The organism is Halomarina rubra (genome assembly GCF_023699475.1).
Taxonomy (GTDB): domain Archaea; phylum Halobacteriota; class Halobacteria; order Halobacteriales; family Haloarculaceae; genus Halomarina; species Halomarina rubra.
In genome coordinates, this window is sequence record NZ_JALXFV010000008.1 from 259,508 (window position 1) to 282,984 (window position 23,477).

At 68.7% G+C, this 23,477-nt stretch carries 21 protein-coding genes and 1 tRNA gene; 13 read left to right on the forward strand and 9 right to left on the reverse strand.

Translation table 11 applies throughout. The annotated features are described in order from the left end of the window. The first annotated feature begins 66 nt into the window (after positions 1-66). Positions 67-546: an SHOCT domain-containing protein gene (locus M1L36_RS16230; protein ID WP_250874784.1), complete on the forward strand. Its 480-nt coding sequence runs from the start codon at positions 67-69 to the stop codon at positions 544-546. Between the two features lie 54 nt (positions 547-600). Here M1L36_RS16230 and M1L36_RS16235 read toward each other — a convergent pair whose 3' ends face one another. From M1L36_RS16235 to M1L36_RS16250, 4 genes are all read right to left on the reverse strand, one after another. Beyond that, complete coding sequence (locus M1L36_RS16235; protein ID WP_250874785.1) at positions 601-1,938, reverse strand: polysaccharide deacetylase family protein; 1,338 nt, start codon at positions 1,936-1,938, stop codon at positions 601-603. A 257-nt stretch (positions 1,939-2,195) separates the two neighbouring features. Further along, positions 2,196-2,540 carry a hypothetical protein gene (locus M1L36_RS16240; RefSeq protein WP_250874786.1) on the reverse strand — a complete coding sequence of 115 codons (345 nt, stop codon included), beginning with the start codon at positions 2,538-2,540 and terminating at the stop codon, positions 2,196-2,198. Positions 2,541-2,700: 160 nt separating this feature from the next. Then, on the reverse strand, positions 2,701-4,932 hold the full coding sequence (locus tag M1L36_RS16245) for an amino acid permease (protein WP_250874787.1): 2,232 nt from the start codon (positions 4,930-4,932) through the stop codon (positions 2,701-2,703). 38 nt (positions 4,933-4,970) lie between these two features. Further along, positions 4,971-5,381: a universal stress protein gene (locus tag M1L36_RS16250; RefSeq protein ID WP_250874788.1), complete on the reverse strand. Its 411-nt coding sequence runs from the start codon at positions 5,379-5,381 to the stop codon at positions 4,971-4,973. 144 nt (positions 5,382-5,525) lie between these two features. Between M1L36_RS16250 and trkA the strand changes: the two genes are divergently transcribed. From trkA to M1L36_RS16270, 4 genes are all read left to right on the forward strand, one after another. Continuing rightward, a complete protein-coding gene (gene trkA / locus M1L36_RS16255) occupies positions 5,526-6,857 on the forward strand; it encodes a Trk system potassium transporter TrkA (RefSeq protein WP_250874789.1) in 1,332 nt (443 codons plus the stop codon). 105 nt (positions 6,858-6,962) lie between these two features. After that, the gene (locus tag M1L36_RS16260) at positions 6,963-8,372 is read left to right on the forward strand and encodes a TrkH family potassium uptake protein (RefSeq protein WP_305794585.1); all 1,410 of its coding nucleotides are present in this window, start codon (positions 6,963-6,965) and stop codon (positions 8,370-8,372) included. Between the two features lie 99 nt (positions 8,373-8,471). Continuing rightward, positions 8,472-10,007 (forward strand): TrkH family potassium uptake protein, encoded by a 1,536-nt coding sequence (locus tag M1L36_RS16265; RefSeq protein WP_250874791.1) that lies wholly within the window; start codon positions 8,472-8,474, stop codon positions 10,005-10,007. Positions 10,008-10,412: 405 nt separating this feature from the next. Beyond that, positions 10,413-10,736: a hypothetical protein gene (locus M1L36_RS16270; protein ID WP_250874792.1), complete on the forward strand. Its 324-nt coding sequence runs from the start codon at positions 10,413-10,415 to the stop codon at positions 10,734-10,736. Positions 10,737-10,742: 6 nt separating this feature from the next. Here M1L36_RS16270 and M1L36_RS16275 read toward each other — a convergent pair whose 3' ends face one another. The 3 genes from M1L36_RS16275 to M1L36_RS16285 form a co-directional block, all read right to left on the reverse strand. Next, a complete protein-coding gene (locus M1L36_RS16275; RefSeq protein ID WP_250874793.1) occupies positions 10,743-12,305 on the reverse strand; it encodes a TrkH family potassium uptake protein in 1,563 nt (520 codons plus the stop codon). Positions 12,306-12,431: 126 nt separating this feature from the next. Beyond that, a complete protein-coding gene (locus M1L36_RS16280; RefSeq protein WP_250874794.1) occupies positions 12,432-12,788 on the reverse strand; it encodes a DUF7975 family protein in 357 nt (118 codons plus the stop codon). 45 nt (positions 12,789-12,833) lie between these two features. Next, the gene (locus tag M1L36_RS16285) at positions 12,834-13,109 is read right to left on the reverse strand and encodes a hypothetical protein (RefSeq protein WP_250874795.1); all 276 of its coding nucleotides are present in this window, start codon (positions 13,107-13,109) and stop codon (positions 12,834-12,836) included. Positions 13,110-13,286: 177 nt separating this feature from the next. On the opposite strand from M1L36_RS16285, the gene M1L36_RS16290 reads away from it, so the two are divergent. The 6 genes from M1L36_RS16290 to M1L36_RS16315 all read left to right on the forward strand — a co-directional run bounded on the left by M1L36_RS16290 (position 13,287) and on the right by M1L36_RS16315 (position 17,819). Then, positions 13,287-13,916 (forward strand): adenylate kinase, encoded by a 630-nt coding sequence (locus M1L36_RS16290; RefSeq protein ID WP_250874796.1) that lies wholly within the window; start codon positions 13,287-13,289, stop codon positions 13,914-13,916. An 86-nt stretch (positions 13,917-14,002) separates the two neighbouring features. After that, positions 14,003-14,905, forward strand: a complete 903-nt coding sequence (locus tag M1L36_RS16295) for a DUF106 domain-containing protein (RefSeq protein WP_250874797.1) — start codon at positions 14,003-14,005, stop codon at positions 14,903-14,905. A 90-nt stretch (positions 14,906-14,995) separates the two neighbouring features. Beyond that, positions 14,996-15,574: a (d)CMP kinase gene (gene cmk, locus M1L36_RS16300; RefSeq protein WP_250874798.1), complete on the forward strand. Its 579-nt coding sequence runs from the start codon at positions 14,996-14,998 to the stop codon at positions 15,572-15,574. A gap of 1 nt (position 15,575) precedes the next feature. Then, positions 15,576-16,484, forward strand: coding sequence for an RNA-guided pseudouridylation complex pseudouridine synthase subunit Cbf5 (locus M1L36_RS16305; protein WP_250874799.1), 909 nt, complete (start codon positions 15,576-15,578; stop codon positions 16,482-16,484). A 64-nt stretch (positions 16,485-16,548) separates the two neighbouring features. Beyond that, positions 16,549-17,649, forward strand: coding sequence for a succinylglutamate desuccinylase/aspartoacylase family protein (locus tag M1L36_RS16310; protein WP_250874800.1), 1,101 nt, complete (start codon positions 16,549-16,551; stop codon positions 17,647-17,649). Positions 17,650-17,746: 97 nt separating this feature from the next. Then, positions 17,747-17,819: transfer RNA gene (locus tag M1L36_RS16315), tRNA-Pro, on the forward strand. 97 nt (positions 17,820-17,916) lie between these two features. Here M1L36_RS16315 and M1L36_RS16320 read toward each other — a convergent pair. Both M1L36_RS16320 and M1L36_RS16325 read right to left on the reverse strand, forming a co-directional pair. Continuing rightward, positions 17,917-19,203, reverse strand: coding sequence for an L-lactate MFS transporter (locus M1L36_RS16320; RefSeq protein ID WP_250874801.1), 1,287 nt, complete (start codon positions 19,201-19,203; stop codon positions 17,917-17,919). Between the two features lie 275 nt (positions 19,204-19,478). Further along, positions 19,479-20,510 (reverse strand): NAD(P)-dependent alcohol dehydrogenase, encoded by a 1,032-nt coding sequence (locus tag M1L36_RS16325; RefSeq protein ID WP_250874802.1) that lies wholly within the window; start codon positions 20,508-20,510, stop codon positions 19,479-19,481. Between the two features lie 86 nt (positions 20,511-20,596). Here M1L36_RS16325 and M1L36_RS16330 point away from each other — a divergent pair, with 86 nt between their 5' ends. Together M1L36_RS16330 and M1L36_RS16335 are read left to right on the forward strand one after the other, a co-directional pair. Beyond that, a complete protein-coding gene (locus M1L36_RS16330; protein WP_250874803.1) occupies positions 20,597-21,109 on the forward strand; it encodes an LUD domain-containing protein in 513 nt (170 codons plus the stop codon). Further along, positions 21,106-23,304, forward strand: coding sequence for an LUD domain-containing protein (locus M1L36_RS16335; RefSeq protein WP_250874804.1), 2,199 nt, complete (start codon positions 21,106-21,108; stop codon positions 23,302-23,304). Before M1L36_RS16330 ends, M1L36_RS16335 begins: the two co-directional genes overlap by 4 nt. The last annotated feature ends 173 nt before the right edge of the window (positions 23,305-23,477 follow it).

Consider the following 23,477-nt stretch of genomic DNA (forward strand, 5'->3'; position numbering starts at 1 on the left):
CCCACCGGTCTCGGTGCCGGGCGACGCTGCCGCAGGATACATGGCTTCGAGGCTGGTAGGGCGGGTATGCTCGGAGTGTTGCTCGTCGCACTGGTCGTGCTGACGTGTCTGCTGGTCGCGGTCGTCGCCGCGGGCGCGCTGACCGCGCTGGCGACGCTCTCGGCCCCGCTGTCGGTGTTCCTCTCCGCGGTCGTCCCGTACGTCGCGGGCGCGGCGATACTGGGCGTGCTCGAAGTGGTCGTCGTGGTCGCCATCGCGTGGACGCTCGTCAAGCGCGCGGACTTCGACGTGCGTGGGAGTCGCCTCGAATCGCTCGCCGACCACGCCGAACGCCGCAGCGACCTCGCGCGGTCGCTGGGGCTGCAGTCGATAGTCGAGCGCTCCCCTGAACGCAAACGCGAGGACGCGCTCGACACCCTCAAACGCCGCTACGCGGACGGCGAGATAGACGACCGGGAGTTCGAGCGACGGCTGGGTCGACTGCTCGACGACGAGGACGTCGACAGCGTCCGTGCACGTCGCGAGCGGGCGAAGCTCAGGGAATGACGAACGGCGAGGAGGAGAACGAGCGAGCGCGAACAACGACTGCCGCTGCGCGTCTCAGGCGTACCGCGAGGCGAGTTCCGTCGGCGTGACGACCTGCAGGTCGCCGTTCTGCTGGAGCTCCTTCGTCCGTGCGACGAGCGCCTCGAACGCCGCTGGGTCGTCGATGTGGCGCGGCGTGAAGAACAGCACCGCGGTCTGCTTGTGGGTCGCGGCGGCCTCGACGCACTCCGTGGCCCACTCCAGGTCGTCGGCGTCTATCGAGAGCACCGTCCGGGTGTCGGTGAGCTGGTCGTTGGTCCCCATCGACCCGCCGACGCCGACGAACGTCAGGTCGAACGATTCGTCCGCGTAGCCGAGCGTCTCGGCGGTGTAGTCACCGCGCGGCGGTCGGAACACGTTCGTCGCGCCGTCGAACCCGCGTTTCTCGAGTTGCGTCGTCGCTCCGGCGAGGGCGTCCTGCTCGCCCTGAATCTCGGTCAGACGCTTCGCTCCGAGCGTCGTCACGCCCATGTCCCAGCCGTCGGCGACCATCTCCTGGTAGTCGGAGATGGTCGGGTCGCTGGAGTGACCAAGCTTGTCGGGAGCGGCGAAGACGCCGCCGGCGAACCCTGCTTCCTTCATCGCGGGGTAGACGACGTCGACGTTGTTCTCGTGGGTCCCCTCCAGCGCGAACACGACCGTCCCCGTCTCGGGTTTCGGGTGGGTCCGGAGGTCGCTGGCGACGAACGTCGTCGAGTTACCGTCCCGGGCGTAGTGGTCGATGCGGATGTGGGTCAACTGCGAGAGGTCGATGGTGTCGGTGCTCTTCGCACCGGGGTCGATGCGGAGCCACTCGCCCGCGGCCTCCGACGGAATCTCGTCGCTGTGTTTCTCCTCGTTGCCGTTGATGTCCTTGAGGTAGATTGCGATCTCGGCGCTGGAGACGGTCGTCTCCTCGAGTTTCACCGCCATCGAGAGCGTCTTGTTGGAGAAGTCCTGGGCCTGCCAGTACTTGCGTTCGACGCGGACGAGGCCGCCGTCGTCGGTCTCCATCCGGACGCCGGGGGTCCCCATGAACCCCTCGCCCTCGACGAGCGTCGCCGACCCGTTTCTCACCGACCACTGGTCGTCGAACATCGCGAAGTTGTCGTACAGGTCGCCCTGGTTGGCCATCCACGCCGGTGGGCCTTGGTCGGCCGGTGTCCCGGTGTCGGTCCCGTTCGGCGAGTCGGTGGGGGTGGCGTCGGTGGTGTCGTTCGGTGTCCCCGCGGGCGTGGCAGTCGGCGTGCCGGGGGTTCCGGTGTCGGTACCGTTGGAGGGGCCGGTGCTGTCGGAACAGCCAGCGAGGCCCACGAAGGCGGCACCGACGGTTCCGAGGAAGGCGCGTCGGCGGACGGTATCGTTGGGTGCCATGGTCGTCACGCAGCATACAGACTCTACGGTCTTGGTAAGAACCTCACTAAGTCTGAGTACCCGTCGTCCGTGACTGTTCGTCGGGCGCGCGCGTCCCTCGTCGGCCGCGGCGTCGCGTCTGGCGCGGAAGGCCTCGCAGACGGGAGAATTCGACCCGTTAACGGGACGTTAGGTGGTGCCTCCGGAGCGGTCTCACGGGTGATACTGTCGGGGCGGCGGCGATAGGACGGGCCGAGAGGGGGTCGTCTCGCGGGTGGTCACTGCGTCTCGGTCGCCGACTGACCGGGGTCCTCGTGGGTAGCCGCCGTCGGCTGCTGGAGGAGCCGTCGTCGCTTGGCGTAGGCGTGGAGGAAGCCGAGGGACACCAGACAGTACGCCGCCAGCAACGTCAGGACGAGGCCGGCCAGACCGATGGTCTGGTCGAGGACGGAGGGGACGCCGACGACGACGGACCCGCCCAGCGCCAGCAGGACGGCGGGTACCCCCACTGTCGTGTACGCGATGGCCGTCGCGCGCGTCATCTGGCGCTGACCGCAGTCCGGGCAGTTCGACGCCTCGGCAGTTATCTCGACCCCACACGAGACACAGGGCAGTTCGCTCACATAGGACATACTGCTGTCTACCGTATTGAGTGTTCGGGAACTGGAGATGAGTCTGACGCCCGTCTGCCGGTGGGCGTCCGTCGTCGACCGCACCGCTCGCTGGTGCGGTACGGTCGGTGTCGGACGAGAGGAGAGACCGGACGGCGCGGTCGGAGGGCCGTCAGCCGAACAGTCGTTCTCGCAGCGTGCGCTCGCGGCGCTGTTCGGCGAGCAACACCGAGCACTCCACGTCGTCGACGACCTCCATGACGAGCGACCCGGAGACGAGACGCCGCAGGAGGCCGCGTTCGGTCGCACCGACAACGAGCATCGTCGCGTCGTCGGCGGCGCGCTCGATGCTCGCCTCGACGTCACCCGTCTCGACCCGGAGCGTCGCGTCGGAGAGGCCGCGCTCGGCGGCCCACGACTCGAGGAACTCCCGGCCGACGCGCTCGCTGTCGTTGACGTTGAGCAGTGTCACCTCGCTGCCGTACTGTTCGCGGAGCAACAGCGCGATGCGTGCCGAGAGGTCCGAGTCCGGCCCGCCCGCCGTCGGGACGAGGATACGGTCGGGGTCGAACCCGCGGTCTTTGAGTACGAGGAAGTCACACGGGACGTCCTGCGTGAGGTCGTCGAACGCTCCCTCCGCACGGCCGGGCGAACCGTGGTCCGGCCCCCAGCCCATCACGACGAGGTCGGCGTTGTACATCTTCGCCGCGTCGAACACCTCCTCGAAGCCGCGGTGGGAGATGACGGTGTGGGTCTCGACGGGGACGCCGAACGTCTCGGCGTCCTCCCGGGCGTGTTCGAGCAGTTCGACCGACCCGGCGTCGATGTCCTCGACGTGGTCCGCACCGTACTGCAGGGCGGTCTGGTCGGGGACGGTGACGATGTGCGTCGCGACGACGGTTCCCCCGCGCTGTTTGGCGATTGCGCTGGCGAGCGTCACCAGGTCCGTCTCGCTGGAGGGGTTCGCCAGCGGCACCATCACGCGGAACTCCCCGCCGTCCGGCTGGGCGACGTTGGCGACGTCGACGGCGGCGTTCGGCATCTGTTCGGGTTGGGAGAGCACCCAGTCGGAGAGCGCCCCGCGCTGGTCGGTCCGCGACCGAGCGTAGAAGACGTACCAGAGCGCGGCGAAGACGACGAACCCGCCGCCGATGGCGATGACCTCCGGGTTGATGAACACGATGAGCGCGATGGAACTCAGCGCCCCGAGGACGGGTGTTATCGGGTAGAGCGGGACGGTGTACGACGGGTCGTACTCCACCACGTCCGACTCGCGGAACACGATGAGCGCGACGTTCAACAGCGCGTAGATGACGAGGTGGAGGATGCTCCCGAGCGTCGAGAGCAACTCGACGCTCCCGAGTGCGATGAACAGCAGGATGAACCCGCCCGTGATGCCGATGGCCTTGTACGGCGTCCCGAACCGGGGGTGGACCTCGTTGATGTCGGGCGTGACGATGCGGTCACGGCCCATCGCGAAGTTGATGCGCGAGGAGGCGAGGATGGAGGCGTTCGCGCTGGAGGCGGTCGCCAGCAGCCCTCCGGCGAGCATCGCGATGGCCCCGACCGGCCCGATGATGAGCCGGGCCACCTCGACGACGGCGATCTTGTCCTCGCTCAGGCCGGCGATGAACCCCTGTTCGACCGACGCGCTCATCACGACGAGGACGAGCGCGTAGATGACCGTCACGATGACGACGCTCCCGATGACGGCGCGCGGGAGGTTCTTCCCCGGTTCCTGTATCTCCTCGGCGACACTCGTTATCTGGACGAACCCGAGGTACGAGACGAAGATGAGCCCCGTCGTCGTCAACATCGCGCTGTAGCCCTTCGACGCCGGCAGGTTCGCGGGGTCCGACTGGAGCGACCCGATGACCGTGAACACGGCGAGGATGGCCACCAGAATCACGACGATGACGTTCTGGAGCTTCCCGGTCTCCTTCGCGCCGACGTAGTTGATGAGGATGAAGAACGCCGCCCCCGCGAGTGCGATGAGTTGCACGTACGAGAGGCTCAGCGGGCCGGCACCGACCGACCCGGAGACGCCGAAGATCGCGCGGATGTACTCGCCGAACCCGATCATGTAGAACGCGCTGGCGAAGGCGAGCCCCATCCAGTTGGCCCAGCCGGCGATGGACCCGAACAGCGGGCCGAGCGCCTGATTGACGTAGTAGTACGCGCCACCGGACTTCGGCATCGCCGTCCCGAGTTCGGACGCCGAGAACGCAGTCAACAGCGCGATCACACCGCCGACGAGGAACGAGACGACGGCGAACGACCCGGCGTCGGAGATGGCGGTCTGTGGCAGGACGAAGATGCCCGCGCCGATCATCGTCCCGACGCCGATGGTCAGCGCCGCGAGCGGGCCGAGGTCCTTCGCGAGTTCCTGATCACCGCCGCTCATGCGACACCTCCGGGGGCGGTCGCGAACCGAGCGTGTCCTCACGCATCCGTCTCACCGGGCAACGCGACGACGGGCAGGTCGCCTTCCGTGACGAGGTCGAGCGTCCGGTCGCCCGAGAGCAACTGGACGAACCGCGACCCGCCACGAGGACGGAACGCGACGGCGCTCGCGTCGAGGTCGCGGGCGGCCTCGAACACCGCGTCGACGACGTCGCTCCCGTAGCGGACCTCGGTGTCGGCGTCGGGGAACGTCTCGCGGAACGCCGCGAACGCCTTCTCGGCCTCCTCCTCGCTCTGCTCGACCGGCGTCTTGTCGGGGACGCCACCGCCCTTCTCGACGACGTGGACGACCGTCACCCGCTCGGGGGCGTAGCGGTCGAGCACCCGAGCGGTGGCGCGGGCGTCGTCCGCGTTCGCGACGGGGACGAGCGCGTGAACGAGGAGACTCATGGCTCTCCTCGGGGAGTCGTGTCCGTGTTCATGTCCGGAAACTCGCCCGCAACCGCTAAAACGGTTGGTGATTCCCCGCCCGGGCGATGAAAACCGATATAGACCGGTGGGGTCTGCTTGGGGTATGACTGCGGAGGGTTCCCCGTGCGAGTGATCGTCGTCGGTGCGGGCGAGGTCGGGTCGAGTATCGCCGCCAGCCTCTGTCAGAGCCACGAGGTGGTGGTCGTCGACATCGACCCCGACCGCGTCAGCGAACTCACCTACGAACTCGACGTGCTCGCCATCGAGGGCGACGGCGGCGACCGCTCGACGCTCGTCGAGGCCGGAATCGCCGACACCGACCTCGTCATCGCCAGCACGGACGACGACGAGACGAACATCGTCACCTGCGGCACCGCCGACACGCTCGGCGACGCGTTCGTCATCTGCCGGGTGAAAGACACCCAGTACCTCGACACCTGGCGCAGCGCCGAGGGCGCGTTCGGCATCGACTTCATGGTCTGTACGGTGTTGTTGACCGCCGAGAGCATCGTCCGACTCATCGGTCTCCCGGCGGCGCAGGACGTCGACACGTTCGCCGGCGGCGCGGTCCGGATGGCCCAGTTCGAGGTGCCCGCCGACAGCCCCGTCGCCGACCAGACCGTCGCCGAGGCAGACCGCTGGGACTCGCTGACGTTCGCGGCCATCGTCCGCGACGAGGAGTTCGTCATCCCGGACGGCGACACCTGCATCCGCGCGGACGACGAGGTCATCGTCATCGGCTCGCCCGACTGCGTCCGGGAGTTCGCCGCCGACCTCTCGCCGAGTTCGGCGGGCCCCGACGACATCGTCATCGTCGGTGGCAGCGAGGTCGGGTTCCAGACCGCCCGCCTGCTCGAAGAGCGCGGGTTCCGCCCTCGACTCATCGAGCGAGACCCCGACCGCGCGCGCCAACTCGCCGAGGACCTCCCGAAGACGACGGTGATGGAGTCCGACGCGACCGACCGCTCGTTCCTCGAACGCGAGCACGTCGGGGACGCCGACGTCGTCGTCACGGCGCTCGACAACGACGAGAAGAACCTGCTCGCCTCGCTGCTCGCCAAACGTCTCGGTGCCCAACGAACCGTCTCGCTGACCGAGACGGGCGCGTACGTCGAACTGTTCGAGGAGGTGGGCGTCGACGTCGCGGTCAACCCTCGCGAGACCGTCGCCGAGGAGATCACCCGGTTCACCCGCGAGCAGCGCGCCGAGAACGTCGCCATCATCGAGGACGACCGCGCGGAGGTGCTCGAACTCACCGTCGCCGGCGACAGTTCGCTGGCCGGTCGCCCCATCCGCGAGAGCGTTCCGGACCTCCCCGCGGGGACGGTCATCGGCGCGATAACGCGCGACGGCAGCCTCGTCACCCCGCGCGGGGAGACGGTCATCGAGGTCGGCGACCACGTCGTGCTGTTCGTCAACACCGAAGACATCGACGCCGTCGCCGCGAAGGTGTGAGGCGGTGAGGGGAGGTCGCCGGTGAGGCGCGTCCGCGTCGACTGGCGAACGAGCGCCAGCATCCTCGGGACCGTCCTGAAACTGCTCGCCATCCCCGTCGCCGCGATGGGCCTGCTCGCCGTCGGCTACCGCGAACCGGTCGTCCCCTTCCTCGTTCCGTTCGTCGTGACGCTCGCGGTGGGCCTCTCGCTCGAACGGTTCGAACGCGGCGACCCCGGCCCCCGCGAGGCGTTCTTGCTCGTCGCGAGCGCGTGGCTCGCCGTGGCGCTCGTCGGTACGCTCCCGTTCGTCCTCGCTGGGAACGGCACGCTCGCCGACCCGGTGAACGCGCTGTTCGAGTCGATGAGCGGCATCACCACGACCGGCGCGACGGTCATCGACGACTTCGCCGTCCACGGGCGGGCCGTCCTGATGTGGCGACAGGTGCTCCAGTGGCTCGGCGGACTGGGTATCCTCGTCCTCGCGGTGGGGTTGCTCTCCGAACTGTCGATGAGCGGCGCGCAGTTGATGGAGACCGAGACGCGGACCCAGGACGTGACGAAGCTGACGCCCAGAATCGAGGGGACCGCCCGACTGCTCGGCGGACTGTACGTCGGCCTGACCGCGCTGATGGTGTTCGTCCTCCTCGCGTTGCGGGCGGCGGGTGTCGCCCCCGAGATGGACCTCTACAACGCGGTCGCCCACGCGCTGACGACGGTCGCGACCGCGGGGTTCTCCCCGGAGGCCGAGAGCGTCGGCGCGTTCTCGCCCGTCGTGCAGTGGGTCGTCGTCGCGTTCATGTTCGTCGGGGCGACGAACTTCGTCGTCCTCTATCACCTCTCGCGGGGGGACACCACGCGTCTACGCGACAGCGAGGAGTTCCGCGTCTACCTCGGCGTCGTCCTCGGGGCGGTGGTCGTCGTCGGGACGATGCTCTTCCTCGACGGGGAGTACCCGCTGGGCGAGGAACTGCTCCGGGCGACGGTGTTCCAGGTCACCTCCATCGTGACGACGACGGGGTACGCGACGGTCGACTTCGACCTCTGGTCGGCGGGGCCGCGCCACGTCCTCTTTCTGGGGATGTTCGTCGGTGGGATGGCGGGGTCGACGACCTGTTCCATCAAGACGCTGCGGTGGCTGGTCGTCGGCAAGACGTTCCGCCGGGACCTGTTCACGGCCGTCCACCCCCAGGCCATCCGCCCGGTCAGGCTCTCGGGACGGGCCATCGACGAGGGGACGGTCCGGGACGTCTACACCTACACCCTCGTCAGCGTCGTCATCTTCGGGCTGTTGACGGTGTTCGTCGTCGTCGACGCCGCCCGCGCGGGCGTCGAGGTGACTGAGTTCGGCGCGATGGGCGCGGCCGCCTCGACGTTCCTCAACATCGGGCCGGCGTTCGGCTTCGCCGGCCCCTACGGCAGCTACGAGCCGTTTCCGGACTCGACGAAGCTCGTCATGGTCGCGATGATGTGGGTCGGGCGCATCGAGATATTCCCCGTGTTGACGCTGCTGACCCGCTCGTTCTGGCGGTCGTGAGACCGCCACCCGACCGCGCAGTCGGTCGCTGCCGGTCCGAAGGCGGTGGATTCATGTCTCGTCCGTCGGACGCTCGGGTGTGACACAGGAGGGTCGTCGATGAGCAGGAGTCGGCTCCGCGTCGAGTGGCGGGCGAGCGTGAGTCTCGTCGGCACCGTCCTCCGCTACCTCTCGGTCCCGTTGGCGTTCCCGCTCGCGGTGGCGCTGGTCTACCAGCGCGACGTGCTGGTGTTCGTCGCGACTATCGTGTTGGTCGTCGGTCTCGGCTTCGCCCTCGAAGGGCTGGACCCCGACCCGGACCTCGGCCCTCGCGAGGGGTTCCTGATGGTCGCGTTGACCTGGTTGGCCGTCGCGCTCGTCGGGACGATACCCTATCTCGTCGCGGGCGACGGCACGGTCGCCCAGCCGGTGAACGCGCTGTTCGAGTCGATGAGCGGCTTCACGACCACGGGCGCGACGGTGATGGGTGACATCTCGTTCGACACGCACTCGCGGGCCATCATGATGTGGCGACAGCTCACCCAGTGGCTCGGTGGCATGGGTATCGTCGTCCTCGCGGTCGCTATCCTGCCGGAACTGTCCGTCGGTGGCGCGCAGTTGATGGACGCCGAAGCGCCCGGGCCGGGCATCGAGAAGCTCACCCCGCGCATCGCGGAGACGGCACGCGTCCTCTGGCTAGCGTACGTCGGCATCACCGCTCTCGAAGTGGTGTTGCTGTACGGTCTCAACGTCGCCGGGATGGCCCCCAACATGACGTTCTACAACGCGGTCGCCCACGGCCTGACGACGATGCCGACCGGTGGGTTCTCCCCGGAGGCCGACAGCATCGGTGCGTTCTCCGCAGCGGTCCAGTGGGTCGTCGTCCCGTTCATGGTCGTCGCGGGGACGAACTTCGCGCTCGTCTGGCGGGCGGTCAACGGTTCGCCGGGGCGGCTGGCGCGGGACACCGAGTTCCGGGCGTACCTCGGCGTCATGGGCGTCGTCACGGCCCTCCTCGCGGGGTTGCTGTTCACGAACGGGGCGACCGGCCTCGACGTCGGGGCCTTCGTCCCCGGCGACGTCGAGGAGGCCCTCAGGCACGCGACGTTCCAGGTCGTCTCGCTGGTGACGACGACGGGGTACGCCACCAGCGACTTCGCCGGGTGGAGCGAGGCGTCGAAGTACGTCCTGCTGTTCACCATGTTCGTCGGTGGCTCGGGCGGGTCGACCGGTGGTGCGGTGAAGATAATCCGCTGGGTCGTCGTCGTCAAGGCCATCCGTCGGGAGCTGTTCACCACGGTCCACCCCGAGGCGGTGTCGCCGGTCAGACTCGCGGGTCGGGTCGTCGACGAGCGCGCCATCCGAGGCATCTTCGCGTTCACGCTGCTGTACTTCGTCCTCTTCTTCGTCGGGACGGTGTTCGTCGTCGTCGACGCCGGTCGCACGGGGTACAGCATCGACGTGCTGGAGGCGATGAGCGCGACGGCCTCCACGCTCGGGAACGTCGGGCCGGGCTTCGGCTCGCTCGGCCCGTTCGGGAGCTACCTGGAGTTCTCACCGGTCTCGAAGCTGTTCATGGTGTTCCTCATGTGGGTCGGCCGGCTCGAAGTCCTGCCCGTCCTCGTCCTGTTCACGGGCGCGTACTGGCGGTCGTAGGGGGCCACGTCGACGAGTCGAGTTCGCACTGCCCGCGGGCTGGAATCGACCTGACCACTCCTATGTCGGCGTCATGACAGTAACGCCGACGTTGATATCAGCGCCGGAGAGGAGTAATAATGCTTATCTGGGGTCGGGTCGCAGCTGGTGGTGGACACACCCGTCACGTCTGAAGGTGGATGAGTTCGGGACGACGGTGGAAGCGTCCTCGAACGCGTTCGTGACCGGTGAGTCCCTCCACGCGACGGTCGACGTGCCTCTGACAACCCGTTTACCATCGCGTGGCTGTTCTTTCGTCGAGGAACCGCGACCACGAGCGACGCGTCGCGGAGTCGTGTCCTCTCGAACTCCTCGGTCCCCTCGCTCGACGTGACCGTTATGACGTCGCGGCCGGTAGCGCTGTGCATGTCCCGACAGACGCTCACTGCCCTCTCCCAGCGCGACGAGGCGTTCTGGGTCGGTCTCGGATGCCTGCTCCTCGGGTCGGCCCTCGCCAGCGGCGCGACCCCCGACGCCGTCACCGGCGTCCAGCGGCTCGGGTCGGTGCTCGCCGCGTTCGGTACTCTCGTCATCGTGGTCCGAATCGCCGTCGCGGTGTTCCGTCTCTTCCGGACGACGGCCGCAGCGGGACGACTCGGCTACGCAGAAGGACTCGCGGCCGACGGCCGGGAGGCCGACGACGAGTCGCCGGACGGGACCAGCGACGAGTCCACGACGCTCGTCGAGTGAGTCGCCTCACCGACGCCAGTACGACGGTGTGAGGACGACGAGCACCGAGAGGATCTCCAGGCGACCGATCCACATCAGGAACACCATGTAGAGCTTCGAGAGGTCCGAGAACGGCTCGAAACTGTTCATCGGCCCGACGACGCCCACTCCGGGGCCGACGTTGCCGAGGGTGGCGATGGCGGCGCTGATGGCCTCCAGCGCGCTGAGGTCGAGTCCCGCGACCCGGAAGCTGTCGACGTACAGCACCACCGTCGAGAACGCGAACAGCGTCAGGAAGAACAGGACGAACACGAAGATGCTCCGGATGGTGTCGTCCTCGGCGACGCGGCCACCGTAGCGGACCGGGTTGACCGCCTCGGGGTGGACCGTCGTGAACAGTTCGTGGGTCATCGCCCGGCGGACGACCGCCCAGCGGACGATCTTGATGGACCCCGCGGCCGACCCCGCCGAGCCGCCGAGGAACATCGCGAGCAGGAGCACGACCTGCGCGGACTCCCCCCAGGTGTTGAAGTCCATGCTGGCGTAGCCGGTCGTCGTCACGACGGCGGCGGTCTGGAACGCCGCCTGCCGGAGCGTCGGTTCGAGGTTGCCCGGAATCGTCGCGACGTTCTCGGGCACGTTCGCGAGACCCAGCCCCGTGAACAGCAGACCGCCGAGCATCGCGGTCACCGCAACCATCGCGAACAGGTACGACCGGAACTCGACGTTCTCGAACAGGCGGTTCGGTTCGCCGCGCAGTGCGTACCAGAACAACGCGAAGTTCGTCCCCGCGACGACCATGAACCCGACGATGGCCCACTGGACCGCGGGAACGAACGCCTCGACGCTCCGCGCTTCGGGGGAGAACCCGCCGGTCGGCATCGTCGTCAGCGCGTGGGCGACCGCGTTGTAGAACGTCATGTTCTCGGCGACCCCCGTCACCTGCAACGCGTAGAACACGATGCAGGCGAGGACGGTGAACCCGATGTAGATACCCCACAGCGCGCGGGCGGTGTCCTGGATTCGCGGCGTCAGTTTCTCAATCGAGAGCCCCGGCGACTCCTCGCTGATGACCTGTGCTCCCCCGACGGACAGCTCCGGCAGGATAGCGACCATCAACACCAGGATACCCATGCCACCGAGCCACTGGGTGAGCTGTCGCCACATCATGATGGCTCGCGAGTGCGTGTCGAACGAGATGTCGCCGAGGACGGTCGACCCGGTCGTCGTGAAGCCGCTCATCGACTCGAACAGTGCGTTCACCGGTTGGGCGACCGTGCCGTCGCCCGCGACGAGGTACGGCACCGTCCCGACGATGGGGACGACCAGCCACGTGAGGCTGACGAGCAAGAACGCCTCCCGGTGGCCGAGGTCCGGGTTGGGGTCGAGGCGTTCGAGCGCGAGGCCGAGACCGAGCATGACGGCGATGGCCGCGAGGAACGGCAGGAGGTTCTCGTCGTAGTAGAGCGCGACCACTAGCGGCAACAGCGGCGTCACCGCGAGGTACTTCAGGATTCGCCCGAGATAGCCGAGGCTCGTCCGGTAGTCGACGACTGTCCGTCTCCCGTTCGACCGGCCGTTACCGACCATCGGGGTCCTCTCGGGCCGCCAGGGGTGCGGGGGCGGGCGGTCGGCCGTCCGACGAGTCGCTCTGCATCGGCGGGACGGACGCAGAGTCAGCACAAAAGCACGGGGATATCGGCCGACCTCGTCGCCTCACCGCTCGACGCGGAGTTCGAACCCCTCGGCCGCCTCGAACACCTCACGGAACACCGATTCGAGGAAGTCTGCGAGGTGTTTCGGGTCCGCGATGGCCGAGAGCACGACGACGTCCTCGGGCGCTTTCCGCGTCTCCGGCTGTTTGACCTTGAACACCGGGTACTCGCCGAGCAGTTCGTCGAGGCGCTCGCGCTCGGTAGGCGAACACGACAGCGTCACCGTCCGGTCGGCGTAGGTCAGTCGCGTCTCCTGGGCGACGAACGCGACGCCGTCGCCGCCGCTGGTCCGTTCGGCCGTGATGGCCCGGACGAACGCGACGAGGCGGTCACGGGGCGTGTCGGCAGTGTCGGTCACGTGTGGGGAGGTTGCGCGGGGAGGGTGTTAAACGGCGCGTGCTCGCTATCCGGCACCGACGAGCGCGTCGACGGCGTAGCCGACGAGGACGACGGCGGTCACACCCAGCACCGCGGCGGCCGCCCGCGACGGTTCGGTCGGTCCCCGCGGGTCGTTGACCAGGACGAGCGCGACGCCCCCCGACAGCGCCATCCCGACCCCTGCCCCACCGAGCAGTACCGCCAGTACCGTCGCTTCGGTCACCACCGACGGCAGCGAGAGCGCCGCCAACAGGACACCACACCCGGTGAACCCGACCCAGAAACTGCGTTCGAAGTTCATGGAAGCAGATATTACTGGGAGACGATAGTTGTTCACCGTTTGCACGTCACACCCCTGTGGCTAATTTTACCGGACGTGGCGGCGAGGCAGGCGATGGCGTCGTGTGACCGGGTCGTCCATGCTGGCAGGACGTGGCGGTTCCTACAAGCCTTTTAGGGAGGCCGGTGTGGGGCCGGTATGAGCAATCCACGAATCCTGCTGATCGGACCACCGGGTGCGGGCAAGGGCACGCAGAGCAAGCGCATCGTCGAGACGTACGGCGTCGAGCACATCACGACGGGCGACGCGTTGCGCGCGAACAAGGACATGGAGACGGAGTTCGGCAAGCCCCGCGAGTACATGGACAAGGGCGAACTCGTCCCGGACCCCGTCGTCAACGAAATCGTCGTCGCGGCGCTCGAAGACGCCGAGGGGTTCGTCCTCGACGGCTACCCGCGTAACGAGGCGCAGGCGGAGTACCTCGACGACCAGACCGACCTCGACATCGTCGCGCTGCTCGACGTCGGGCGCGACGAGCTCGTCAAGCGCCTGACCGGGCGACGCGTCGACCCCGAGACGGGCGAGAACTACCACGTCGAGTACGACATGCCGACCGACGAGGCCGTCCGCGACCGCCTCGAACAGCGCGACGACGACACCGAGGAGGTCGTCGTCGACCGCCTGGACGTCTACGACGAGAACACGAAGCCGCTCATCGAGTTCTACGAGGGTCGCGACCTGCTGACGCGCGTCGACGGCGATCAGACGCCCGACGAGGTGTGGCACGACCTCCGCCTCGCCATCGAGGACGCGCTGGTCGACGAGTGAGGCGTTCGGCGACGCCGGTATCGACCGGACCGGTCGTCGAGCGCACGTCACAGGGTTGATAACGACGCTGTTCCTACCCTCTCTAAATGGCACGAGTGACGCAGAAAGTCCGGGACCTCACCCGCGAGGACCCCGGGATGCGTCGTGCACTCGAAGTCGTACTCGACCAGGCCCAATCCAACGGTGGGACGGTCGAGTGGGCGGACGTGGACGACGACCTGTCGAGCGGCCAGTGGGGCCGGCTCATCGAGAAGGGTATCCTCAAGAGCACCGACGGTGACGGTTTCCGGGTTCGCGACCCCGACGGCGTCGAACAGGCGTTGAACGGTGACGACGCCTCCGAGGCGGCGGCAGCGAGCACCGACGCCGACGACGAGGACACGGGCTGGACGACGTACGACAAGCTCGCCGGCCTGGCCGCGCTGGGGCTGTTCCTCGGCTACCAGGTCTCGCCCATCCGCAACGCGGTCGGCGGGACGCTTGACGTCGTGTTGGGGCCGCTGAACGCGACGCTCCCGTTCTACGCCGTCGTCCTCATCCTGGCGATGGTCACCGGTCTCTACTCGACGCTGCTGCAGGCGAACCTGATGGACACCGAGAAGATGGGCGAGTACCAGGAGCGGATGCAGGAGATCCAGGAACGGTACAAGGACGCCAAGGACCGCGGCGACGACGACGCCGTCGACCGCATCAACGACGAGCGCATGGAGGCGATGGGCGACCAGATGGGGATGATGAAGATGCAGTTCCGCCCGATGGTCTGGATCATGCTCATCACCATCCCCGTGTTCCTCTGGCTCTACTGGGAGGTCCTCACGCAGGGCCAGGAGCTCGGGACGGTGACGATGCCGCTGGTCGGTCAGACCGACTGGGAGAGCCTGACGTTCGTCTTCCCGGCGTGGATCCTCTGGTACTTCGTCTGCTCGATGGGGTTCGGTCAGATTCTCCGGAAGGCGCTGAACATCAGCACCTCCCCGTCCTCCTCGTAAGCACGGCACACGGGGGTGTCGGCCGGCGACACGGCCTCGACCGTCGTCGCGGACGACAACCGTTTTATCGTCCTCGGTCTCAGTGAGGACATGTTGATAACCATCTCCGGACCTGCCGGAGGCGGCAAGAGCACCGCCGCGGCCGCGCTCGCGGACCGACTCTCCTACGACCACATCAGCGGCGGCGACATCTTCCGGTCGCTGGCGGCCGACCGCGACATGACGCCCCTGGAGTTCAACAAACTCGCCGAGGAGGACGACCAGATCGACCGCGACCTCGACCGACGCCTCCGGTCCATCGCCCGCGACCGCGACGACGTGGTCCTCGAATCGCGTCTCGCGGGGTGGATGGCCGGCGACTACGCCGACTTCCGCCTGTGGCTCGACGCGCCGCTGTCGATTCGCGCCGCTCGCATCGCCGACCGCGAGGAGAAGTCCGTCGACGTAGCCCGCGAGGAGACGGAAGGCCGCGCCGCGAGCGAGGCGCTGCGCTACCACGAGTACTACGGCATCGACATCGAGGACCGCTCCATCTACGACCTCGCGCTCAACACCGCCCGCCTCGGTCCCGAGGGGATGGTCGAGACGCTCGTCACCGCCATCGAATCGTACGACCCCGAGGCCGACGAGGGGAAGATTCCCGTCGAAGGCGTCCGCTACGAGTTCTGAGATGCGCGGCCCGCCCGACGACCGGTCGCTCGACGAACTGTTGAGCTTCGGCGTCGTCAACCTCGACAAACCGCCGGGACCGTCCTCGCATCAGGTCGCCGCGTGGCTGCGCGACGTCGCCGGCCAGGACCGTGCGGCCCACGCGGGGACGCTCGATCCCAAGGTCACCGGCTGTCTCCCCGTGTTGCTGGGGGACGCCACCCGCGCCGCACAGGTGTTCGACACGGTTCCGAAACGCTACATCGCCGTACTGGAGCTGCACAAGCCCGCGCCCGCCGGCTTCGACGCCGTCGTCTCGGAGTTCGAAGGCCCCATCCTCCAGAAGCCACCGCGAAAGAGCGCGGTGAGCCGCCGGGTCCGGACTCGGACCATCCACGACCTGACCGTCCTCGAACGCGAGGACCGTCGGGCACTCCTGCGAATCGACTGCGAGAGCGGGACGTACGTCCGGAAGCTCTGTCACGACCTCGGACTGGCGCTCGGGACGGGCGCGAACATGGGCGCGCTCCGGCGGGCGGGGACCGGTCCGTTCGACGACAGCACGCTGGCGACGCTCCACGACGTGACCGACGCGCTCGCGTTCGCGCGCGAGGACGGCGACGAGAGATTGCTTCGAGAGGTCGTCCAGCCAGCCGAACGCGCGTTCGTCCACCTCCCGCGGGTCACCATCGCCGAGAGCGCGGCCGAACAGGTGGCACACGGCGCGTCGGTGTACGCCCCGGGCGTGTTCGACTGGGACACCGCCGAGGAGCCGGGTCCCTGGAGCGACGCGCCCGAGGACCGAATCGCCGAGGGGGAACTGGTCGCCTGCTACACGCCCGACGGCGCGGCCGTCTGTCTCGGAACGTGGGTCGGTGACCCCGAGGCCGACTCGGGTACGGTCGTCTCGCTCGAACGCGTGCTCGTCTGAGACCGAACCGCGACGGCGACCACCGGAGCGGGGCACTTTTCCCGCCCGCTCGCGCCCGTCCCGCATGAACGACGTCATCGAACTGGGCACCGCGAGCGCCGCTCCCGGCGAACGCGCGCGTGGCTACTGGACGGTCACCGACCTCCCGACGGGGACGCCCGAACGCCTCCCGGTCGTGCTCGTCAACGGGGCGGGAGACGGGCCGACCGTCTGGGTCACCGCCGGTATCCATGGGGACGAGGTGACGGCGCTCGCCACCGCACAGGACGCGGTGGCCGCACTCGACCCCGAGACGCTCACTGGCGCGGTGGTGTGTCTCCCCTCGCTCAACCCCGCCGGGCTCCGGCGGACGACCCGGACGTCGTACTACCACGACGACGACCCGAATCGGTACTTCCCGGACGGGGAGCACGACTCGTCGCGCCCGCCGCGCGTCCAGGAACTCGTCGACCGACGGATCTTCGAGGCGTTCACGGGTACGAGCGAGGCACCACGTGCCGACCTCCTGCTCGACCTCCACACCGCGCAGGTCGGGTCGATGCCGTTCACCATCCGCGACCGGGTGCTGTACGGGTCGGTCCGCGAGCGAGACGAAGCCGAGGAACTCGCCGCCGACCTCGACCGCCTCTGTGCAGCCGTGGGTCTCCCGATCGTCACCGAGTACGAGGCCGAGGAGTACACCGAACAGAACCTCCAGCGGTCGACCGCGGGCGCGGCACTCAACGAGGCGGGCATCCCCGCGTGCACGGTCGAACTCGGGAGTCACGGGGTCGTCGAGGAGGACCACCGCGCGGCCGGCGTCGCGGGCGTCTGTCGCGCGCTCGCGGCGTGGGGGCTGCTCGACACGGCCCCGGACGCCGTCGAGGCGGCCGACCCCGGCGTCGACGCACCGGTCTCGTTCCCCGTCCGGCGGTACGTCGGCCCGCACACCGACACCGCCGGCGTCGTCCGCCACCACGTCGAGGCGAGCGACACCGTCGAGGAGGGCGACGTCGTCGCCGACGTGGTCGCACCCACCGGCGAGCACCTCACGACCGTCGAGAGCGACGCCGACGGCTACGTCCTCGGGCGGTGTCACGGCGTCGCGGTCTACGAGAACGACCCGGTCGCGAGCCTCGCGGTCCGTGACGACGGCGACCTCGTGGTCCCACGAGAGGGGGAGTGACTCGGACTCGGGGTGTCGAGCCACCCCCTGTCTCGGCGTGTCGCGGGCACCGACGAAGCGAAGCGCTTAATCGTCGGTCTCTCATCGGTGAAAACACGGGGCCGTGGGGTAGCCTGGTATCCTCGGCGGATGGGGTCCGTCGGACCTGAGTTCGAATCTCAGCGGTCCCATACTTCTGTCGCGAACAAACTCCCGAGCGTCGCGTGTGTCTGTTTCGAGCGACGACGGCTGACAGAGTAGAGTGGCGAGCAGCGTGTTCGCCCGTCGTCAGTCGTCCACTGCCGCCTGACCGCCGGCCGGTCGGTCGTCTTTGATGCTGTTGATCTCGTAGCGCAGGAACACCGCACAGAGCAGGCCGACGACGAGCGCGCCCGCGACGACGTAGAACGAGAGCTGGTAGCTCCCCGTGCGCTCGACGATCTGGGCGACGAGCGTGGGGCCGGCGACGCCCGCCAGCGCCCACGCGGTCAGCGAGTAGCCGTGGATGGCTCCGAGCTCCTTCGTCCCGAACAGGTCACCGAGGTACGCGGGGAGGCAGGCGAACCCGCCGCCGTAGCAGGTGACGATGAGGAACATCAGCGCCGAGAACAGCCAGACGTTGGTGATACTCGGCATGAGCGCGAACGCGAGTATCTGGATGCCGAAGAACGTCCCGTACGTGGCGGTCCGGCCGAGGTAGTCCGAGGCGCTCGCCCAGACGATGCGTCCCGCGCCGTTGAACAGACCGATGACGCCGACGATAGAGGCTGCCAGCGCCGCGTCCGCGCCGGTTATCTCCTGGGTCATGTTCGAGGCGACCGACAGCAGCATGATGCCCGCCGAGACGTTGATGAACATGATGAGCCAGACGACCCAGAACCGCTTGGTGCGAAGCGCCTCCCGCGCTTCGAGCTGGGCGAGGTCCGTCGACACCGAGACGCCCTTCTCGTTGGTCTCTATCTTGTCGGGGTCCATCCCCGCCGGTGCCCAGTCGGCGGGCGGTTTCTTGATGTACAGCGACCCCGCGGCCATCGCGAGGAAGTACGTCACCCCGAGGACGTAGAAGTTCGTGGCGACGCCGACGGTGTTCATCAGGTAGTTCGCGACGGGGCTGGTGATGAGCGCGCCCGCGCCGAAGCCCATCACGGCCATCCCGGTCGCCATCCCGCGGCGGTCGGGGAACCACTCCACGAGCGTCGAGACCGGGGCGATGTAGCCCAACCCCAACCCGGCCCCGGCGACGACGCCGTAGGTGAGCAGGAAGCCGGTGTAGCTCCCGGCATCGACGGTGACGCCCGTCAGCACCGTGCCACCGCCGAACAGGACGGCGGCGGCGAGGCCGGCCGTCCGCGGACCGTACCGCTCGACGTAGGTTCCGAGGAACGCCGCCGACACCCCGAGGACGAAGATGGCGACGGTGAACCCGAGGGTCACGTCGCCGATGCTCCACCCGTTGAGCTCCTGGAGCGGGTTCTGGTAGACGCTGTACGCGTAGATGGAGCCGATGGAGAGGTGGATAGACACCGCAGAGAGCGCGATGAGCCACCGATTTCGGTCCGCTTCGGTCTGTGCCATCGTCACACCCACTCGCGGACGAGGGTAATGGGTTGGCGTGCCGTGACAGTGTTTCCGCTATCTCGGTCAACCGGCAGGCGAGGTGGACGACGCGCAGACGTGACCCTGATTTCGCCGATGACTGTCATCGAATCGTGACAGTTATCGGTGGTCGGTCGCGAACAGCAGAGTGCAGGCCAGCGGAGCCGTCGGTTGTCTGTGTGCCATACGCATTCGTTCGACTCCCGCTGGCCGGTTCTCACGGTGCTACCAGGGAGCGACGCCGCTCCACCGGATCAGCGGTCGAGGGTGACCATCACCTTCACCACGTCGGGGGCCGTCGCTCGCTGGAACGCACCGTCGACGTCGTCGAGCGAGTGCTCGGCGTCGACCAGTCCCGCGACGTCGACGGCACCTTGGGCGAGCAGGTCGACGGCGGCGGGGTAGGTGTTCGCGTAGCGAAACGAGCCGTGGACGTCGAGTTCGCCGTCGACGATATCCAGAACGTCGATGGGGACCTCAGCCTCCGGTGCGAGGCCGACGAACACGACTGTTCCGCCGCGGCGCACGCCGTCCAGGGCGCTCTGGATGGACGCCGTCGCACCGGACGCTTCGACGACGACGTCGACGCCTACGCCGTCGGTGTGTTCGTCGACGACCGCCCCGAGGTCCACTTCGGTGACGTCGACGGCCTGGTCCGCGCCGCGGCGCTCGGCGCGCGCGACCTTCTCGGGGACGACGTCGGTGACGAGGACGGTGGTCGCCCCCGCCACGCGGGCAGCGTCGGCGGCGAGCAGGCCGATGGGGCCCGCACCGGTCACGAGGACGCTGTCGCCCGGAGCGACGCCACCGCGGCGACAGGCGTGGATGCCGACACTGAGCGGTTCGCAGAGCGCCCCCTCGCCCAGCGAGACGGAGTCGGGGAGTTCGTAGACGAAGTCGGCGGGCCACGCGACGTACTCGACGAACGCGCCGTCGTGGGGCGGCGTCGCCATGAACGTCACGTCGGGACAGAGGTGGTAGGAACCGCGCTTGCAGTGAGGACAGCGACGACACGGGACGCCCGGTTCGAGCGTGACCCGCGCCCCCGGTTCGAGCGAGTCGACGGCCTCCCCGACCGCGACGACCTCGCCCGCGCTCTCGTGGCCCAGCACCAGCGGGTCCTCGACGACGTAGTCACCGATGCGTCCGTGTTCGTAGTAGTGGACGTCGGAGCCACAGACGCCGACGCGTCGAATCCGCACGAGCACCTCGTCGGGTGCGGGGTCGGGCCGCGCTCGCTCTCGGAGTTCGAACTCGCCCGGGTCGGTCAGGACGGCGGCGCGCATACCGGGGACGCGCCGAGCACGGACAAAAGCGTGCCGTCGCTCGCGGCGAGCATAGCGATTTGAGGACGGGGCCTGAACGGAGTCGTATGTCGACCACGCCACGCTCGACGCTCGACCGGTTCGTCGAGCGCCTCGACCGACTCGACGTGACCCACACGGTCACCGACCGGGACGGCGTCACCGCGGCCGTCGACGCCGTCTGTGAACCGCCCGCGGTCGGCGTCCCGTTGCCCGACGGTCTCGGGACGCTCCCCGCGTCGGTCGCGACCGACGTCGCCCCGAGCGCACTCGGCGCGGCGACGACGGGTGTCACCCCGGCGACACTCGGCGTCGCCGACTACGGGAGCGTCGTCCTCTCGACGACGCCCGACGGCGTCGAGCCGACGAGCCTCTTCCCCGACCTCCACGTCGCAGTCCTCCCGACGGGGGCCGTCGTTCCGGACATGGCGACGGCGCTCGGGCGACTCGGCGAGCGAATCCGCACGGACGGCGGGAGCCACGTCCTCGCGACCGGGCCGAGCGCCACCGCGGACATGGGGGCGCTGGTGACGGGTGCGCACGGACCGAGTCGCGTCCACGTCGTCCTGGTCGAGCCATGAGCGGCGACGCTCGCTCGGCGAAGGCCGAGCACATCCGCCGCATCCTGGCGACCGAGGGGCCGGCCGTCGAGGCGAACACGCAGGGGTTCAACCGGGGTCGCTACGAGTCGGTCGCCGACCTCGACGACTACGAGGCGCTCAAACGCGAGGCTCGCCGAATCAAGGAGGACGCCATCGAACGCCTCCCCGAACTGCTCGACGAGCTGCGAGCGGCCGTCGAGGCCAACGGCGGCACCGTGTACGTCGCCGCCGACGCCGCGGACGCGACACGCTACGTCCGGGACGTCGTCCGCGACGTGGAGGGCGAGCGGGTCGTGAAGTCGAAGTCGATGACCACCGAGGAGGTCGAGTTGAACGACGCGCTCGCCGCCGACGGCGTCGACGTCGTCGAGACCGACCTCGGCGAGTGGGTGTTGCAGGTCGCCGACGAGACGCCCTCCCACATCGTCGCCCCGGCCATCCACAAGTCACGCGAGGACATCGCGGCGCTGTTCACCGCGGCGTTCGACCCCGAGGAACCGCTGGAGACGGCCGCGGACCTGACGGCGTTCGCCCGCGAGCGACTGGCCGAGCGTATCGAAGCCGCCGACGTCGGCGTGACGGGCGCGAACTTCCTCACCGCCGACACGGGGACGATGGCGCTGGTCACCAGCGAGGGCAACGCCCGCAAGACCGTGACGGCGACGGACACCCACGTCGCCGTCGCGGGCGTCGAGAAGGTCATTCCGTCTGTCGAGGACCTCGCGCCGTTCCTCGAACTCGTCGGCCGGTCGGGGACGGGCCAGGACATCACCAGCTACGTCTCGCTGTTGACGCCTCCCGTCGACTCGCCGACGCTGAACTTCGAGCGTGACGAGACGGGGCCACCCGACGACCGCGCGTTCCACCTCGTGCTGGTCGACAACGGCCGCCTCGCGATGCGCGAGGACGACGACCTGCGCGAGACGCTGTACTGCATCCGGTGTTCGGCGTGTGCCAACTCCTGTGCGAACTTCCAGCAGGTCGGCGGCCACGTCTTCGGCGGCGAGACCTACTCCGGGGGCATCGCGACCGGGTGGGAGGCGGGCGTCGAGGGTCTCGACACCGCCGCCGAGTTCAACGACCTCTGTACCGGCTGTACCCGCTGTGTGAACGCCTGTCCGGTCGGCATCGACATCCCGTGGATCAACACGGTCGTCCGCGACCGCATCAACCACGCCGACGACGCTCGGTTCGACTTCCTCGTCGACGGTCTCACCCCCGACGCCGAACCTGCCGGCATGGACGTCCAGAAACGGCTGTTCGGGAACTTCGGGACGCTCGCCCGCCTCGGGAGCGCGACCGCCCCGGTCTCGAACTGGCTGGCCGGGACGGGCGTCGCGCGCCGAGCGATGGAGCGATTCGCGGGCGTCGACCGTCGCCGCGAACTGCCGACGTTCGAGTGCGAGACGTTCCAGCAGTGGGCCGCCGACCGCCCGACGGTCCGAGACGCCGACCGGGAGGTCGTCCTGTTCCCGGACGTCTACACCGACCACGTCCACACGGCGCGTGGGAAGGCCGCCGTCCGCGTCCTCGAAGCGCTCGGCGTGGGCGTCACCGTCGCGTCGGTGACCGACAGCGGCCGCGCACCGCTCTCGCAGGGGATGGTCGACACCGCCCGCGAGGCCGCCGAGACCGTCGCCGAATCGCTGGTGCCGGAGGTCGCGGCCGGCCGCGACGTGGTCGTCGTCGAACCGAGCGACCACGCGATGTTCCAGACCGACTACGAGCGTCTGCTCGACGACCGGTACGAGATGCTCGCCGACGGGAGCTACGACCTGTTCGAGTACGTCTACGGCCTGCTCGCCAACGGGGCGGCCCCCGACACGCTCCACCTCGGAGACGGTGAGCGCGTCGCGTACCACGCACACTGCCAGCAACGCACCCTCGGCGTCGACCGCTACACGACGGCCGTCCTGTCGGACCTGGGCTACGACGTCGTCACCTCCGAGGTGGAGTGCTGTGGCATGGCCGGCAGTTTCGGCTACAAACGCGAGTACTACGACGTGAGCGTGGCCGTCGGCGCGGACCTCGTCGACCAGTTCACCGCCGCGGATGCCGCCGACCGCACCGTCGTCGCCAGCGGGACGTCGTGTCTCGACCAACTCGACGACCTGCTCGGTCGCTCGTCTCGCCACCCCGCGGAACTCCTCGACCCGGCGCGGCGGGACGACTGAGGCCGGCGGGTCGGTCGAGGAGCGTCGCCACGCGGGACCGTCGTGCCGAAACCCGTCACCGCTCCCGGACCCGTCAGTACGTTTATCGGACCGCTCCCGGAACGTCCACGCGACGAGTCGCCCTCCCGGCCGTCGTCGCGCTCGTCGTCCTCGCCGGCTGTCTCGGCGTCGGC

What these genes read in the sequence shown, in the direction of transcription:
- M1L36_RS16250 (WP_250874788.1), bottom strand. Translation starts at nt 5,381, where the DNA reads ATGAGTCTCCTCGTTCACGCGCTCGTCCCCGTCGCGAACGCGGACGAC.
- M1L36_RS16320 (WP_250874801.1), bottom strand. Translation starts at nt 19,203, where the DNA reads ATGGCACAGACCGAAGCGGACCGAAATCGGTGGCTCATCGCGCTCTCT.
- M1L36_RS16335 (WP_250874804.1), top strand. Translation starts at nt 21,106, where the DNA reads ATGAGCGGCGACGCTCGCTCGGCGAAGGCCGAGCACATCCGCCGCATC.
- cmk (WP_250874798.1), top strand. Translation starts at nt 14,996, where the DNA reads ATGTTGATAACCATCTCCGGACCTGCCGGAGGCGGCAAGAGCACCGCC.
- M1L36_RS16285 (WP_250874795.1), bottom strand. Translation starts at nt 13,109, where the DNA reads ATGAACTTCGAACGCAGTTTCTGGGTCGGGTTCACCGGGTGTGGTGTC.
- M1L36_RS16290 (WP_250874796.1), top strand. Translation starts at nt 13,287, where the DNA reads ATGAGCAATCCACGAATCCTGCTGATCGGACCACCGGGTGCGGGCAAG.
- M1L36_RS16330 (WP_250874803.1), top strand. Translation starts at nt 20,597, where the DNA reads ATGTCGACCACGCCACGCTCGACGCTCGACCGGTTCGTCGAGCGCCTC.
- M1L36_RS16260 (WP_305794585.1), top strand. Translation starts at nt 6,963, where the DNA reads ATGGGCCTGCTCGCCGTCGGCTACCGCGAACCGGTCGTCCCCTTCCTC.
- M1L36_RS16270 (WP_250874792.1), top strand. Translation starts at nt 10,413, where the DNA reads ATGTCCCGACAGACGCTCACTGCCCTCTCCCAGCGCGACGAGGCGTTC.
- M1L36_RS16295 (WP_250874797.1), top strand. Translation starts at nt 14,003, where the DNA reads ATGGCACGAGTGACGCAGAAAGTCCGGGACCTCACCCGCGAGGACCCC.
- M1L36_RS16275 (WP_250874793.1), bottom strand. Translation starts at nt 12,305, where the DNA reads ATGGTCGGTAACGGCCGGTCGAACGGGAGACGGACAGTCGTCGACTAC.
- M1L36_RS16245 (WP_250874787.1), bottom strand. Translation starts at nt 4,932, where the DNA reads ATGAGCGGCGGTGATCAGGAACTCGCGAAGGACCTCGGCCCGCTCGCG.
- M1L36_RS16305 (WP_250874799.1), top strand. Translation starts at nt 15,576, where the DNA reads ATGCGCGGCCCGCCCGACGACCGGTCGCTCGACGAACTGTTGAGCTTC.
- M1L36_RS16265 (WP_250874791.1), top strand. Translation starts at nt 8,472, where the DNA reads ATGAGCAGGAGTCGGCTCCGCGTCGAGTGGCGGGCGAGCGTGAGTCTC.
- M1L36_RS16310 (WP_250874800.1), top strand. Translation starts at nt 16,549, where the DNA reads ATGAACGACGTCATCGAACTGGGCACCGCGAGCGCCGCTCCCGGCGAA.
- M1L36_RS16230 (WP_250874784.1), top strand. Translation starts at nt 67, where the DNA reads ATGCTCGGAGTGTTGCTCGTCGCACTGGTCGTGCTGACGTGTCTGCTG.
- M1L36_RS16325 (WP_250874802.1), bottom strand. Translation starts at nt 20,510, where the DNA reads ATGCGCGCCGCCGTCCTGACCGACCCGGGCGAGTTCGAACTCCGAGAG.
- M1L36_RS16235 (WP_250874785.1), bottom strand. Translation starts at nt 1,938, where the DNA reads ATGGCACCCAACGATACCGTCCGCCGACGCGCCTTCCTCGGAACCGTC.